At 70.2% G+C, this 15,262-nt stretch carries 13 protein-coding genes; 3 read left to right on the top strand and 10 right to left on the bottom strand.

Annotation, left to right across the window (positions count from 1 at the left end):
• The first annotated feature begins 76 nt into the window (after nt 1–76).
• The gene (locus D3869_RS21320) at nt 77–289 is read left to right on the top strand and encodes a hypothetical protein (protein WP_137141801.1); all 213 of its coding nucleotides are present in this window, start codon (nt 77–79) and stop codon (nt 287–289) included.
• A 45-nt stretch (nt 290–334) separates the two neighbouring features.
• On the opposite strand, the gene D3869_RS21315 is transcribed toward D3869_RS21320, so the two are convergent.
• From D3869_RS21315 to D3869_RS21295, 5 genes are all read right to left on the bottom strand, one after another.
• A complete protein-coding gene (locus tag D3869_RS21315; RefSeq protein ID WP_137141800.1) occupies nt 335–1,423 on the bottom strand; it encodes a TRAP transporter substrate-binding protein in 1,089 nt (362 codons plus the stop codon).
• A gap of 144 nt (nt 1,424–1,567) precedes the next feature.
• Nucleotides 1,568–2,707, bottom strand: a complete 1,140-nt coding sequence (hypD, locus tag D3869_RS21310) for a hydrogenase formation protein HypD (RefSeq protein WP_137141799.1) — start codon at nt 2,705–2,707, stop codon at nt 1,568–1,570.
• A 123-nt stretch (nt 2,708–2,830) separates the two neighbouring features.
• Nucleotides 2,831–3,472: an SH3 domain-containing protein gene (locus D3869_RS21305; protein WP_137141798.1), complete on the bottom strand. Its 642-nt coding sequence runs from the start codon at nt 3,470–3,472 to the stop codon at nt 2,831–2,833.
• A 96-nt stretch (nt 3,473–3,568) separates the two neighbouring features.
• Nucleotides 3,569–5,512: a M1 family metallopeptidase gene (locus tag D3869_RS21300; RefSeq protein ID WP_137141797.1), complete on the bottom strand. Its 1,944-nt coding sequence runs from the start codon at nt 5,510–5,512 to the stop codon at nt 3,569–3,571.
• Nucleotides 5,513–5,670: 158 nt separating this feature from the next.
• Nucleotides 5,671–6,309 (bottom strand): gamma-glutamylcyclotransferase, encoded by a 639-nt coding sequence (locus D3869_RS21295; protein WP_137141796.1) that lies wholly within the window; start codon nt 6,307–6,309, stop codon nt 5,671–5,673.
• Between the two features lie 108 nt (nt 6,310–6,417).
• Between D3869_RS21295 and D3869_RS21290 the strand changes: the two genes are divergently transcribed.
• Nucleotides 6,418–7,431 (top strand): DUF2125 domain-containing protein, encoded by a 1,014-nt coding sequence (locus D3869_RS21290; RefSeq protein WP_137141795.1) that lies wholly within the window; start codon nt 6,418–6,420, stop codon nt 7,429–7,431.
• 121 nt (nt 7,432–7,552) lie between these two features.
• Here the strand turns inward: D3869_RS21290 and D3869_RS21285 are convergent, their stop codons facing one another.
• From D3869_RS21285 to D3869_RS21270, 5 genes are all read right to left on the bottom strand, one after another.
• Nucleotides 7,553–8,812, bottom strand: coding sequence for a M16 family metallopeptidase (locus D3869_RS21285; protein ID WP_119510343.1), 1,260 nt, complete (start codon nt 8,810–8,812; stop codon nt 7,553–7,555).
• Nucleotides 8,813–8,936: 124 nt separating this feature from the next.
• Nucleotides 8,937–9,104 (bottom strand): hypothetical protein, encoded by a 168-nt coding sequence (locus tag D3869_RS33200; RefSeq protein ID WP_014197640.1) that lies wholly within the window; start codon nt 9,102–9,104, stop codon nt 8,937–8,939.
• A gap of 108 nt (nt 9,105–9,212) precedes the next feature.
• Nucleotides 9,213–9,983: a hypothetical protein gene (locus tag D3869_RS21280; RefSeq protein ID WP_137141794.1), complete on the bottom strand. Its 771-nt coding sequence runs from the start codon at nt 9,981–9,983 to the stop codon at nt 9,213–9,215.
• 31 nt (nt 9,984–10,014) lie between these two features.
• Complete coding sequence (locus D3869_RS21275; RefSeq protein WP_137141793.1) at nt 10,015–10,440, bottom strand: DUF350 domain-containing protein; 426 nt, start codon at nt 10,438–10,440, stop codon at nt 10,015–10,017.
• Nucleotides 10,441–10,480: 40 nt separating this feature from the next.
• Nucleotides 10,481–12,160: a DUF2491 family protein gene (locus D3869_RS21270; RefSeq protein WP_247895825.1), complete on the bottom strand. Its 1,680-nt coding sequence runs from the start codon at nt 12,158–12,160 to the stop codon at nt 10,481–10,483.
• Between the two features lie 472 nt (nt 12,161–12,632).
• Here D3869_RS21270 and acnB point away from each other — a divergent pair, with 472 nt between their 5' ends.
• Nucleotides 12,633–15,218 (top strand): bifunctional aconitate hydratase 2/2-methylisocitrate dehydratase, encoded by a 2,586-nt coding sequence (gene acnB, locus D3869_RS21265; protein WP_137141792.1) that lies wholly within the window; start codon nt 12,633–12,635, stop codon nt 15,216–15,218.
• Nucleotides 15,219–15,262 lie beyond the last annotated feature (44 nt).

Genomic DNA, 15,262 nt, shown 5'->3' with positions numbered 1-15,262 from the left:
TGCGCGGCCTGCCCCCTCCATGGAAACTCGTGCCCGTGTCGTTCGGGCTGGGTTGCGCAACCATGGAGATTTTGGAATGGCTGGGTACGACAACGCCGACGGCCCCGCGGGGCTGGTCATCCGCCTGATCGACACCGCGGTGAAGGCCCTGAACGAGATGTCCGACGCCGCGGGCGAGATCGCGCCGGACGTCGGCAATCTGACGGACACGCTGGTGGCCGCCCAGCGCATCGCCGACCGCGCGTCGCAGGATCTGCAACGCCTGTCCCAGAAAGTGGCCGCCCCGTAACGGCCGAAGCGGTGCGGCGCCCTGACACGCCGCACCGCGTCTTCATCAACGGCGCTGGCCGGCGGTGAAGGTGAAGTTGTCGAAGCTGTTCTCGGCGACGCGGAACCACAGGTATTCCTCGTCGCGGAACTTCTTCCACGGCTCGTAGATCTTGGCGAACTTCGGGTTGCTCTTGGCCGTCTCGTCGTACAGCTCGTAGGCCGCCTTGTAGCAGGCCTCCATCACGTCGCGCGGGAAGGGGCGGAGCTGGGCGCCGCCGGCCACCAGACGCTTCAGGGCGGCGGGGTTGTCGGCGTCGTACTTGGCGTTCATGATCGCCAGCGCCTCGAAGCAGGCCGCCTCCAGAGCCGCCTGATAGGGCTTCGGCAGCTCTTCCCACTTCTGCTGGTTGACCAGCAGCGACACGTTCAGGCCGCCTTCCCACCAGCCGGGGTAGTAGTAGTACTTGGCGACCTTGTTGAAGCCGAGCTTCTCGTCGTCGTAGGGGCCGATCCACTCGGCGGCGTCGATGGTGCCCTTTTCCAGCGACGGGTAGATGTCGCCGCCGGCGATCTGCTGCGGCACGACGCCCAGCTTGGTCAGCACCTGGCCGGCGAAGCCGCCGATGCGGAACTTCAGGCCGCTCAGGTCCTGGACCGTCTTGATCTCCTTGCGGAACCAGCCGCCCATCTGGGTGCCGGTGTTGCCCGCCGGGAAGTTGACGACGTTGTAGCCCTTGAAGAACTCGCGCAGCAGCTCCATGCCGCCGCCCTGGAGAATCCAGGCGTTCTGCTGGCGGGCGTTCAGACCGAACGGCACCGTCGCGTCGAAGGTGAAGGTCGGGTCCTTGCCGACATAGTAATAGCTGGCGGTGTGGCCGCACTCGACCGTGCCGTTCTGCACGGCGTCGAGAACCTGCAGGCCGGGAACGATCTCACCCGAGGCGAAGGGGCGGATCGTGAACTTGTTGTCGGTGATGGCGGCGACGCGGCGCGAAATCACGTCGGCGGCGCCGTAGATGGTGTCCAGGCTCTTCGGAAAGCTGGAGGCGAGGCGCCAATGCACCTCCGGCGTGCTCTGCGCGATGGCCGGAGCGGCCAGGGTGCTGGCCGCGACACCGACACCGGCGCTGGCAAGGAACGAACGGCGTTTCATACGGGAAGTCCCCTCCTGTTCTTTTGTTCAGGAACGAACCTATCAGCGTCTTTCGAACCCCCGCAAAAGGTTAGCCGTGCAATGGGCGAATAGCTTCCCCGACGAAATATGTCGTGACAAATGGTTTGCGGTTGAAACTGTTGATTACGGCACCGCCAACCGGTGGTCGCGGAATCGCCCGTAGGTGTAATGGGCGGCACAGCCCCCCTCCGCCGACACCATGCAGGACCCCATCGGGTTCTCCGGTGTGCAGACGGTGCCGAACAGCCGGCAGTCGCTGGGCCTCTTCACCCCGCGCAGGATGTCGCCGCACTCGCAGCCCTTGTGATCGGGCACCGCGCGGCCCGGCACGGCGAAGCGCCGCTCGGCGTCGAAGGCGGCGAACGCCTCCTTCAACCGCAGGCCGCTGTCGGGAAGCGCGCCGAGGCCCCGCCATTCGAAGCTGGACCGCACGTCGAAGGTGTCGGCGACGAGCCGCTGGGCCTTCCGGTTGCCCTCCGGGGTCACCGCGCGGGTGAACTGGTTCTCCACCACCGCCCGCCCCTCGTTCACCTGCCGGATCAGCATCAGGATGGCCTGGAGCACGTCCAGCGGCTCGAACCCGGCGATCACCACCGGCTTGCCGTAAGCCTCCGCCACGAATTCGTAGGGGCGGCTGCCGATGACCACGGAGACGTGGGCCGGCCCGACGATGCCGTCGAGCGGCAGCGTGCCCATCTCCCGCACCTCCGGGCTGTCCATGATGCCCCGGATGGCCGCCGGGGTCAGGACGTGGTTGCAGAAGACGCTGAAGTTCCTCAGGCCCTTGGCCTGCGCGGCATGGACGGCCACCGCGGTCGGCGGCGTGGTCGTCTCGAAGCCGATGGCGAGGAAGACGACCTCGCGGTCCGGGTTGTCCTCGGCGATGCGCAGGGCGTCCATGGTGGACAGGACCATGCGCACGTCCGCCCCCTCGGCCTTCGCCTTCAGCAGGCTGACCCGCCCCGAGCCCGGCACGCGCAGCACGTCGCCGTAGGTGCACAGGATCACGCCGGGCTGGCGGGCGATGGCGATGGCGTCGTCGATCCGCCCGACCGGCAGGACGCAGACCGGACAGCCCGGCCCGTGGATCATCCGCACGTTGTCCGGCAGCAGATCGGGGATGCCGTAGCGGGACACCGCGTGGGTGTGGCCGCCACAAAACTCCATCAGGTGATAGGTCCGCCCGGTCGCGGCCTCCCGCGCGATGGCGGCGGCGATGCCGCGGGCCAGCGCCGCGTCCCGGAATTCATCGACGTACTTCATCGCCCCAGCCCCCTCCGCCTGCCATAACGGCATTTGGACGGCGGCGGGGAGCGCTGGCGTTGATGCGGATCAAGAATGGGGCGCGGCGGGGCGGCCTCATGCCCTCCCCGCCGCGGAGCGCCCTTACTTCGAAGCGCCCATCATCGGCAGCGACAGCTCCGGCCCCCGCCCCGAATCCTCGATGGCGATGGCCGACGAGCCGGGGGAGCCCAGCGCCACGCTGACGGGACGCCCGTTGTTGTGGTTCTTCCACATCTCGTAGAGCGCCAGCGCCGCATAGATCTTCGCCTCGCGGCTGGTGTTGTAGAGCCATTCCTGGGTCGGGATGACGCGCAGCGCGCCATTGCCCGACTGCTCCACCTTCTCCGCGAAGCGGTAGCCGAGCTGGTTGTTGATCCCGGCCAGCAGCCCGTCGAAGCCCGAGGAGATCCGCCCGAACCCGGCGTCCGACGCCGCGGACGACGCGCCGCCGAGCGTGCTCGGCGTCTGCCGCTTCACGAGGTCGCCGAAGACCCAGCCCTCCTCGCCGGTGCGCATCGAGCGCACGCCGATCCAGTTGCCCTCCTGCTTCAGCTCGATCACCTCGTCGCCGCGGGTGACCGTGGAACGGACCGAGGCGTTGTCGGACGGGGCCGCGCGCAGGTTGACCTTCTCGCCGGTCACCGTGTGGATGTCGCCGGAGGCCGCCGCCGCGGGCAGCGCCAGCGCCGCCGCCACGCCGAGGCCGGCCAGGGTTCCGAGGAAAGTCTTCGTCATCCGAGACATGTGCATTCTCCCGCAGAACGCGCGCATCGCGCGCCGTTTCCCCTACAACAGGCAAAGGCGGGGTATGCTCCATGGACAGAGGATGGGCGGGCGGAACTACTCGAAAGACACACGCAGCGGGCTGTCGCCGGCGGGCCAGACGCCACGGTCGACGGCGCGCGCACCCTCGAAGACCAGCCAGCTCTGCCGGCCGTAATGGGGCAGCGGGCGCAGCAGCGCCTGGAGCGCCGCCGCGTCGTCCGCGGCCACCGCCAGCAGCGGGCGGCCCTGCGGGGTCCGCGCGGTCCACACCCGCGCCGTCCCGCGACCCTTGAGGCGGTCCGGCAGCGGCGGCAGGCCGAGCCGGGCCAGGATCCGGTCCACCTCGCCCGCCGTCCCGATCACGGCGAGCGGAGCGGCAGGGTCGGCGCGGTCCGCCGCAGCGATGCGTGGCTTGCCGTCGGCCAACCGCTCAGCCAGCGCGCGGGCGGCCTCCGCGGCCGGACCGTCGGCGGCGATGACCGTGGTGGCCGCGTGGTCCAGCGTCACGTCGCGCAGGGTCGGCGGCGCCTCCCCGGGTGCCAGACGGCGGAACAGGGCGAAGCCGGGATCGACCGCGAGCGCCCGCGGTGATGCGGCGGTCCGGATCGTCGCGGTCGTTTCGCGCCCGTCGAGGCGGATGGTGTGGCGTTCCTTCCCCGCCGCGGTCCGCACCTCCACCGGCACGGTCAGACCGTAGGCCGGCTCGCCCTGGCGCAGGGTCAGCGCCACGCCGTCGCCGTCAGCCTTCGCTCCCGCCAGTTCCAGCGTCGGCGCCCCCACGCGGGTCAACCACTGATCGAAGAAGGGTCCGAGGTCCCGCCCCGACGCCGCCGCGAAGGCGCGGCGCAGGTCGTCCCACCCCGCGTCCTGAAATTGCTTCTCCTCCCAGAAGCGGCGGATACCCGCGTCGAAGGCCTCCGCCCCGATCTCGGCGCGCAGCATGTGGAACAGCATCGCCGCCTTGCCATAACCGACGATCTGGGCGGCGTCATGGACCTTGGCGCGGAAATCGGTCAGGGCGGAATCGCGCTCCGCCGGCAGGGCGGCGTAGTCGCGCAGCCAGTCCAGCCGCATCGCTTGCGCCGCGTCCTCGCCGCGCGCCTCCGCCGCCGCGTAGTCGGCCATGAAAGTTGTCAGCCCCTCCGACCAATTGCCGGGCAAGACGCCGCCGTCGCCGACGCGCACCCCATTGCCCCACCAGTTGTGCAGGATCTCGTGGGGCAGCGACTGGGCGCGGATGAAGGGCAGCGGCATCACCTGACGCCCGATGTAGGTCAGGCCCGGAAAGCCCAGCCCGACCGGCAGCGGCGCCGAGAGGATGGCGAAACCGGCGAAGGGATAGGCGCCGATCCGCGCCGCCTGCGCGTCGATCGTCCGGGCGCTGAGGTCCAGATACTCCTCGGCCAGCGCGGCCTGCTCCGGATGGAAATAGGTGCGCAGGCGCACATCATTGTGCAGCCGCTCGGTCACCTGCCAGGGCCCAGCGAAGAGCGACGGCTCCTCGACGCTGCGGTCCTCCGCGAAGGCCGCGGCGTAGCCGGCGCCGTCGCGCGTCTCCTCGACCAGACGGCCCGTCGCCACCGCGACGAAGGGCGCCGGCACCCGGACCGACAGGCGCCAGGAGGGCGGGGACTCCGCGCTCTCGGGGGTGGGAATCCAGCCGGTGCCGGCGGGCAGATAGGCGCCCTCCTCCCCACCGCCACCACCGCGCGAGTCCGGCGTCAGGAGCGGCAGGGTCCCGGCGTAGCGCAGGCGAAGCTCGCCGCCGCCCTCCGGAACGGTTACCGGCAGGGCATTGCCGCGCACCGCGACCGGCTTGCCGTCGAGCCGGGCCTCGCCGACCGCCAGCCCCGGCGCCAGCAGCAGCCGGTGCGTGCCGGCGGGCAGGCGCAGCCGGTCCTCCACCTCCAGCCGCCGCGCGGCGGGGTCCAGCGTGACGGTCAGGTCATGGTGCAGGCCGGTGGCCCAGCCGGGCGCGGCGGCGAGGATGCCCAGAAGGGCAAGGAGGAGGGTGCGCATGGCCCAGACTATAAGGCCTGGGCCGCGCCGCGCCAGCGTTTGCCCCCACCCCGGCCCTCCCCCTCTTCGAGGGAGAGGGGGCCTTCCGCGAAGCGGCGGCAGTCCCCTCCCCTGCGATAGCGGGGGAGGGTTAGGGTGGGGGCAACACCGGAACCACCTCACCCCATCCGGGCGCGCACCGCGGTCAGCAGGCTGCACAACCCGCGGTCGTGGATGCCGATGGCCTCCAGATGGGCGACCGTGTTGGCGAGATAGTCCAGGTTCGGACCGCGCTCGCCGCGGCAGCAGGCGATGCGCTCGGCCATCGCGGTCTCGTCCATGCAGCCGCAATATTGCCGGTGGCGGCGGTCCACGACGAAGGTGCAGGCGGTGACCGGCGCCCCGCCGTCGCGCGGGCGCACCGGCAGCAGCTTGGGCCGGTAGACGCGGTTCAGCATCTCCCGGTCCCACAGGTAATCCAGCGTCTCCGGCACCCGATCCGCCGCCACGCGGAAGACGATGCCCCGGCAGGAGCCGCCGCGGTCGAGCCCGAGCACCAGACCCGGCCGCTCGGGCGTGCCACGGTAGCGGTGGGAGGACACGCAGAAGCGGCGGTGATAGCCGCCCAGCACCGCCGGATGTCGCTCCAGAAAGGGGAACTCCGGGTTCCACATCAGGGAGCCGTAGGCGAAGACCCAGAGGTCGGCGCCGGGTGTCACGACGATGTCGGCGGACCAGGAAGAGGCGGAAGATGCCGTGCGCTGCGCCGGTGCGGTGACCGGAAGCTCGGCAACAGGCGATTGCGTATCGAGCAGCATGACCCTTAAGTAATGCAGCGTGCGCCGACTGGTGGCGACACGGTGAATCCTAGCACGGCCCCTGGCCGCCCGCTATAAGGTGGGTGCCACAAAACGGAAATGCCACAGATGCGCGTTCGGAAGATCTTGGGCTTCGCCGTTCTCGCCCTGGCCCTGCTGGCCGGCGCCTATTCGGTGTGGTGGTGGCAGGCCGCGTCGGCGGTGGAGCGCGGCGTGCTCGCCTGGATGGACGAGCAGCGGGCGGCCGGCGCCGTGGTGGCCCATGGCGGGCTGAGCGTCGGCGGCTATCCCTTCACCATCCGCGCCGCGCTGGAGTCGCCGCACCTCGCGACCCGCGACGTGGAGTGGCGGGGCGCCCGGCTGGTGGCGGAGGCGCCGCCCTGGAACCACACGCGCATCGCCCTGTCGCTGCCCGGCGAGCAAAGGGTGACGGTGGTGCAGGCGAGCCAGCCGCCCGTCACGCTGGTCGCCCGTGACGGCGGCCAGGGGCACGTCGGCCTCACCCTGACCGGCCAGCCGGTCGAGGCGCGGCTCGCCTTCGCCAACCTCGTGGCGCAGCCCGACGCCCTGCCCGTTCCCATCGCCGCCCTGGACCTGACCGCCACCCAGCCGGCCGAGCCGCCGGCCAGCCACACCGACACCGGCCTGTCCGTCACGCTGGAAGCGCGCGGGGCCACCCTGCCCGACGGCGCGCCGGACTCGCTGGGCCGCGAGGTGCAGCGCCTCCTGCTGACCGCGCGCATCCTCGGCCAGCCGCCGAAGCCGGAACCGGTCAGCCTGTCGGCCTGGAGCCGCGACGGCGGCACGCTGCAGGTCGATGGGCTGAATGTGGATTGGGGGCCGCTGAAGCTGGCGATGAACGGCACGCTGGCGCTCGACGCCGCCTTGCAGCCGCAGGCCGCGCTGACCGCGGAGGTGCGCGGGTATCAGGCGGTTCTGGACGCGCTCCAGGGGATGTTCCGGCCCAAGGAGCTGGCGATGGCCCGCACCATGCTGGGCCTGCTGGCCCGCCCCACCGGGCCGAACGGCGAGCCGGTGCTGACCGCCCCGGTCACCGTGCAGAACCGCGGGCTGTTCCTGGGGCCGCTGAAGGTCGCGGCGCTGCCGGCGGTGGTCTGGTAGGGGCGAACTGTTGCCCCCACCCCGGCCCTCCCCCGCTGGCGCAGGGGAGGAGACCAATCTCCCTCCCCTGCGCCAGCGGGGGAGGGTTAGGGAGGGGGCAACGCGCCGCTGCGCGACACCCTCACGCCGCCTTCAGCATCCCCTGCATGTCCTCGTAGGACGGCAGATGGTCCAGCTTGCCGACCGCGGACACCGCCATCGGGCCGGCGAAGACGCGGTTGGCCGCCGCCGCCACATCCTCCGGCGTCACGGCGTCGATGCGCTCGAAGATCTGCTCGATGGTCCGCACCTCGCCGGTGCGCAGCAGGGTGCGGGCGAAGCGGTCGGCGCGGCGCATGGTCGATTCCAGCGACTTGCCCACCGAGAAGCGCATCTGCTCCTTGGACCGCTCCAGCTCCACCGCGGTCACGCCGTCGCGGGCCTTGCGAAGCTCCTCGAAGAAGACCGGCACCAGCTCCGCCACCTCCTCCGGCCCGGTCCCGGCGTAGAAGCTCAGCGCGCCGCCGTCCGAGTATTGGATGGGTGCCGCGTAGACCGAATAGACCAGCCCGCGCTTCTCGCGGATCTCCTGGAACAGGCGCGAGGTCATGCCGCCGCCCAGGATGTTGGCGAGATGGCGCAGCGCGTAGCTCGCCGAATCCTCGGTGCCGACGCCGGGAAAGGCCGCCATGAAATGCACCTGCTCGGCCTCGCGTTTGAGCAGCGCCGCCCCGCCCTTGTTGACGACCGTCTCGTGGAACGGGTCGTCCTTGGCGGTCAGATGACCGAACAGCGCCTCCGCCCGGCGCACCACGGTGCCGTGATCGACGTTGCCGGACACCACATAGACCATGCGGCGCGGGTCGTAATGGGACACATAGTCGAACAGATGCTCCCGCCCGAATCCCGCGACATTCTCCTTCGGGCCGAGGATCGGGCGGCCCAGCGCCTGCCCGTCGAAGGCGGTGCGGCGCAGCGCCTCGTAGACCACGTCCTCCGGCTCGTCGGCGTAGCGGCCGATCTCCTGGATGACCACGCCGCGCTCCTTCTCAACCTCCTCCTCCGGGAAGACGGAGTTGAGCACGATGTCGCCGATGATCTCGCAGGAGACGTCGACGTGCTTGGCCGCCATCTGCGTGTAATAGGCGGTGACGTCGTAATCCGTGTAGGCGTTGAACTCACCGCCGCGGTTCTCGATCTCCAGCGCGATGCCCAGCGCGTCGCGGCTTTCCGTTCCCTTGAAGATCATGTGCTCCAGGAAATGGGCGATGCCGTTCACCGCCGGCCGTTCGTTGCGCGCCCCGACGCCGACCCAGACGCCGCTGGTCACCGTGCCGAGATGCGGCAGGTGGTCCGTCAGCACGCGGAATCCGTTGGCGAGGGTGGTCAGTTGGATCGTCACACAGGGTCTCCTGATAGGGCACGGGATCGCCCGGAACATCGGGGGCGTTGCATTGACGTGGGGCGCCGTCCGCGCAGGAACAACGCTCCGCGGTTTGGGGTCAAGTCCGGAGTCGGTCGCGCCGTCAACCGCGCGGCGGGGCCAGGGCGGCGCTGAGGGCGCGGCGGTTGCGGTGGGCGCGCATCAGCAGCGGGGCCGGAACGTCGCCCGGCACCAGCAGACGCCCGCCCGGCAGCAGCCGTACGCCGTGCCGTTCCAGTTCGTTCAACAGCTCCGCCATCGATCGGCGCATGGCTTCCTCCAGCGAGCAGATTTGCACTGCTCGCATCATGGCGGAGAACTTGGATAGGATCGATGCGGATCATCCTATCTCACCGATAGGATGATCCTATCCATCGTTTCAATGCCGGCTTTTCAGGGCGGCCAGACGGTCGGTCAGGCTGCTCGGCGCCGGCTTCGCCCCCGTGGCGGCATCGAGCGCCGCCTTGATGTTGGGATCGTCCTCTTCCGGCTTGGACGGCTTCAGCAGGCGGGCCTTGGCGCTGGACGCCTCCGCCTGGGCAAGGTCGCGGGCCGCCGCGTCCTGCATCGCCTTCAACGCCGTGCCGAGGCTGGAGGTGGCACCGCTCAACCCCGCCGCCTGCCGGGCCGCCTCCGCCCGCTGCTCGGCCATGTCGCGCTGCTGGGCGGCACGGCCCATGTCCCGTTCGGCCCGCTGCAACGCGCTGCGGGCGGCCTTCAGCTTGCCGCCGGCCTCGGCGTAGGTCGTTTCCAGCATGGTCAGGAACTCGCGCGCGTCCACGGCGTCCTGCTCCTCCCGGTCGATGTCCGGAGCCATCTGCTCCAGCATCCCCACCAGCGTCTCCAGGCTCTTTTCGAGCTGGGCCTTGCGGCCGGCATCGGCTTCCGCCTCCAACTGGCGTTGCAGATGCTCGGCGGCGGCCATGCGCTGGCGGGAGAGTTGCAGGATGGCCTCGGCTTCCTTCTGCTCCTTCTCATAGGCGGCGCGCGCTTGCGCGACCTGGAGGCCGAGGCTGTCCAGATGCTCTTCCATCGTGCGCAGTTCGGCCTCAGTCGCGGCCTTCGGGTCCCAGCGGACGAGGGCCTCCACCGCCGACTGGACGGCCTGATCGGTCTTCACCCCGACGAGGTTGCGGATGAACGAGATCATGGTTGCGGTTCCTCTCTGGTTCGGCGGGCCTTCAGCCCGCCATGGCTCCGGCGTTCAGCAGCGCGATGGCGATCTGGAGTCCGGCCAGCGCCGTGCCCGCCGCGACGTTGCCGGATTCGATCATGGCGCGCAGGTCGCGAAACAGCCGGATGGCGATCAGGAAGGTAATCAATTGCAGCACCAGCGCAACGGTTCCCCAGATCAGGATGTCCACCAGGACGAGGCTGGTCGCCAGGGTCGCCGCCAGCGGGATCGCCAGCGCCACCATCGTGCCGCCCAGCACCACGCCGGCGGCCTGGTTGCCGCTCGCCAGCAGCTCGCGCTCGTGCAGCGGCGTGACCGCGACGTAGACGGCCACTCCGATCAGGAACAGGGCCAGGGTCGCTCCGAAATGCAGAAGCAGCAGCGGCAGGCCGGATTCGAGGCCCTGCAGGATTTGCGCGACGCTGGTGTCCATGGTGTCTTCCGTAGGGGCTGGCGGGATCGGATGAGGAAACTCAGGCGAGGGAGAGCGAGGCGGGGTTGACGTCGATGCCGGCGCGGACCTCCACCCACGCCTCGCCGCCGTCCTCCACCGCCGCGACCAGCACATATTCGGCGCGGGGCGCGGGGTCCGCGGCGCCGGTGGGGGCGGCGTAGAGCATGGCGGTCACGCGGCGGGTGCGGCTGCCGCGGTGGTCGGTCAGCGTCTCGTCGAAGGTGACGGGGGCGATGCGGGACGCGCCGGGCGACCACTGCCGCCCGTACAGCTTGCCGTCCTTGGTCTGGAACTGCGGGTAGCCGATCATCCCGTCGCCGGGGTCCAGCCAAAAGCCCCATTCGTCGTTGTCGGTGGGGTGCACCTCGTCCAGCACGGAGAACCAGCGGCATTCGTCCGGCGTGCCCCCGGCCCCCAGGTGAAGCTGGTAGAAGCCGTTCCCGCCCGGAAGATAGAGCCGGTGCAGCGTCACGCCGCCGCCCGTCAGCGTGCCGACAGCCTCGACGCTGACCATCGAGCCGGCGCCCTCCGGCGCCGTGGCCTTGATCGCGCCGCCGCCCAGCAGGAAAGGCGTGGGATCGGGCGTCAGCGTCATGCCCACGCGGAACAGCGACGGTTCGTAGGACGCGCCGGTGGCCTTGGCCTTGATGATGCCGGCAGCCGTGCCGGCGGCGGTGCCCCAGGGCGAACGGGTCATGGTGGAACCTCCGGATCGGGAGCCCGACGAGCGGCGGCGCAGGAGGGCCACCCCCGCCACCATCCCCCCGACGAGCACAATCAGAAGAAGCAAGGTGCCCATGCCACCCCCGCCTCCCCCTTCGGACTCGGCCTGGGGCGACGGCGTCTCCGGCGCGGCCTGCGCGACGTCGCGCGGGATGTCCGGCGGCAGATAGTTGGGGTCGCGCGGCCGGTCCTCCTGCGCGCGCAGGCGGGTGTCGAGATCGTCCAGGCGCCGGCGCAGGTCGGGATCGTCCTGCGCGCGCCGTTCCGCGTCCGCGCGCCATTCCGCGTAGCCGGGGTCGCCCTGGTGGTTGTGGAACCAGTCGGCGTAGCCGGGGCGCGACAGGTTGTCGAGCAGGAACCACAGGAACAACCCGTTCCACAGGCCGAAGCTGGGGCGGCTGCCATAGGCCCAGCCCGGCGGACGCCAGCCGCCGTACCAGCCGCCCGGCCCATAGCCGCCGGTGCGCCGCTGTCCCCAGCCCGATCCGGAACTCGACCCCCAGCCGCCGCCCTGCCATCCCCCTCCGCCCCAGCCGGACCCGGAAGCGGACCCGGACCCGGAACGGGGCGGCGGCGCGGCGACCGGCGGGGTGCGTTCCCGCTGCTGCTGTTGCTGCTGTTGCGCGCGGTAGCGGTCCAGCGCCTCGCCGCTCGACCGCCGCGACACGCCGAGATCGCCGCTGCCGGACTGCGCCCCGCCGGGCAAGCCATAGGACGGTCCGCTCTGGGGACGGCTGTAGCCGCCGCTGCCGGTGGACGGCGCGCGCGACGGGGCGGCGCGGGTGGAGAAGGACGGGGTGCGCACCGACGGCCGGCTGTATCCCCCGCTGGAGCTTCGCCCGCCTCCGGCCCGCGCCTCCGCCGCCTGCGGCCAGAGCAGCGCGGCGCTGGCGGCGGCCAGCCCGGCGGGCACCGCCGCGGGCAGCGGTTGCAGCGGCGCCAGCGCCAGAAGGACGCTCAGGAACCGGGCGATCATCCGGTATCGAAGGGACATGGGGCCTGAGGGCATGGGGCCTGCGCGGTGCCGTGGATGCACAGCCAGAACACCCTACATGCCCAATTGTTCGCCATCAACCTCTTCGCCGGCTCTTCGCCAGCGGGTTAGACATGGTGATGCGGCGGCCCGCGCAGAAACCCCGCCGGGGCGATCATTGCAAAGACCATGAGGAATTCAGGAAATCGCCACCCCTCCACAGGGCCGGCGGGAGCAAGTTGTAATACCACTTCTATGGCCGGCGCCTGAAAACGTGTCGCAGGCGGAGCGTTGACTTGACGACTCCCAAGGCGGCGACGTAAGACATCTCCGTTCCGCGGAAGTTCCTTCCGGAATGGTAGGACCGGCGGCGTGGCAAGACGCCGCAAGGGCAAAAAAGCCGGGTCCGCGAGCGCGCCCCCCGGGTCGGGGAATCGGACGACTGTTGAGCAACCTTGGATGAGAGGACCGCACCGTGCTTGAAGCTTACCGCCAGCATGTCGCTGAGCGTGCCGCGCTCGGAATTCCCCCGCTGCCGCTTTCGGCCAAGCAGACCGAGGAGCTGGTCGACCTTCTCCTGAACCCGCCGCAGGGCGAGGAAGCCTTCCTGGTCGATCTCATCACGCACCGCGTCCCGGCGGGCGTCGACGACGCCGCCAAGGTCAAGGCCGCCTTCCTGGCCTCGCTCGCCAAGGGCAACGAGACCTCGCCGCTGATCTCCAAGGTCAAGGCGACGGAGCTGCTGGGCACGATGCTCGGCGGCTTCAACATCAAGCCGCTGATCGACCTGCTGGGCGACGCCGAGTGCGGCGAGGCCGCCGCCGCCGGTCTGAAGACCACGCTGCTGATGTTCGATTACTTCCACGACGTCAAGGAACTGGCCGACAAGGGCAACGCCAACGCCAAGGCGGTGATCCAGTCCTGGGCCGACGCCGAGTGGTTCACCTCGCGTCCGGAGGTCCCGGCCAGCCTGACGCTGACCATCTTCAAGGTGTCGGGCGAGACCAACACCGACGACCTGTCGCCGGCCCCGGACGCCTGGTCGCGCCCGGACATCCCGCTGCACGCGCTGGCCATGCTGAAGAACCCACGCCCCGGCATCGTGCCGGAGGAAGCCGGCGTCCGCGGCCCGATCAAGCAGCTTGAGGATCTGAAGGCCAAGGGCAACCTCGTCGCCTATGTCGGCGACGTGGTCGGCACCGGCTCCTCGCGCAAGTCGGCCACCAACTCCGTGCTGTGGTGGACGGGCGAGGACATCCCCTACGTCCCGAACAAGCGCTTCGGCGGCGTCTGCCTGGGCTCCAAGATCGCCCCGATCTTCTACAACACCATGGAAGACGCCGGCGCCCTGCCGATCGAACTCGACGTCTCCCAGATGGAGACGGGCGACACGGTCGAGCTGCGCCCCTACGAGGGCAAGGCGCTGAAGAACGGCGCGGTGATCGCCGAGTTCACCGTCAAGTCCGACGTGATCTTCGACGAGGTGCGCGCCGGCGGCCGCATCCCGCTGATCATCGGCCGCGGCCTGACCGCCCGTGCCCGTGAGGCGCTGGGCCTCGCCCCGTCGACTCTGTTCCGCCTGCCCTCCTCCCCGGTCGACAGCGGCAAGGGCTTCACGCTCGCCCAGAAGATGGTCGGCCGCGCGGTCGGCCTGCCGGAAGGCCAGGGCGTGCGCCCGGGCACCTATTGCGAACCGAAGATGACCACGGTCGGCTCGCAGGACACCACCGGCCCGATGACCCGCGACGAGCTGAAGGATCTGGCCTGCCTCGGCTTCTCCGCCGATCTGGTCATGCAGTCCTTCTGCCACACCGCGGCCTATCCGAAGCTGGTGGACGTCAAGACCCACCGCGAGCTGCCGACCTTCATCTCGACCCGCGGCGGCGTCGCCCTGCGTCCGGGCGACGGCGTGATCCACTCCTGGCTGAACCGCCTGCTGATGCCCGACACCGTCGGCACCGGCGGCGACAGCCACACCCGCTTCCCCATCGGCATCAGCTTCCCCGCCGGCTCGGGCCTCGTCGCCTTCGCCGCGGCCACCGGCGTCATGCCGCTGGACATGCCGGAATCGGTGCTGGTCCGCTTCAAGGGCACGCTGCAGCCGGGCGTCACGCTGCGTGACCTCGTCAACGCGATCCCGCTCTACGCCATCCGCCAGGGCCTCCTGACGGTGGAGAAGAAGGGCAAGAAGAACATCTTCTCCGGCCGCATCCTGGAGATCGAGGGCCTGCCCGAGCTGAAGGTGGAGCAGGCGTTCGAGCTGTCCGACGCCTCGGCCGAGCGGTCCGCCGCCGCCTGCACCGTCCGGCTCAACAAGGAGCCGATCATCGAGTACATGCGCTCCAACATCACCCTGATGAAGTGGATGATCGCCAGCGGGTACGAGGACGCCCGGACGCTCGGCCGCCGCATCAAGGCGATGGAGGACTGGATCGCCAACCCGTCGCTGCTGGAGCCGGACGCCGACGCCGAGTACGCCGCCGTGATCGACATCGATCTGGCCGACATCAAGGAGCCGATCGTCGCCTGCCCGAACGACCCGGACGACGTGAAGCTGCTGTCGGAGGTTGCCGGCGACAAGATCGACGAGGTCTTCATCGGTTCCTGCATGACCAACATCGGCCACTTCCGCGCCGCCGGTAAGATCCTGGACGGGAAGACCGACATCCCGACCCGCCTGTGGATCGCCCCGCCGACCAAGATGGACGCCCAGATCCTAACCGAGGAAGGCTATTACGGCGTTCTCGGCAAGTCGGGTGCGCGCATGGAGATGCCCGGCTGTTCGCTGTGCATGGGCAACCAGGCGCAGATCCGCAAGGGTTCGACGGCCATCTCGACCTCGACCCGCAACTTCCCGAACCGCCTGGGCATCGACACCCGCGTCTATCTCGGCTCCGCCGAGCTGTCGGCCGTCGCCGCCCTGCTGGGCAAGCTGCCGACCCCGGCCGAGTATCTGGAGCAGGTGACCGTCGTCAACCAGAAGGCCGGCGACATCTACCGCTACATGAACTTCGACCAGATCAAGGAGTTCCAGGACGTGGCCGACACGGTCGCCGCCTGATCCTCCTGCATCTCTTCCCCTCCCCTCGCGCAAGCGGGGGGAGG

The sequence above is a fragment of the Azospirillum brasilense genome, assembly GCF_005222205.1.
GTDB classification, from domain to species: Bacteria; Pseudomonadota; Alphaproteobacteria; order Azospirillales; family Azospirillaceae; genus Azospirillum; species Azospirillum brasilense_G.
This window is presented reverse-complemented; position numbering and strand designations above follow the sequence as displayed.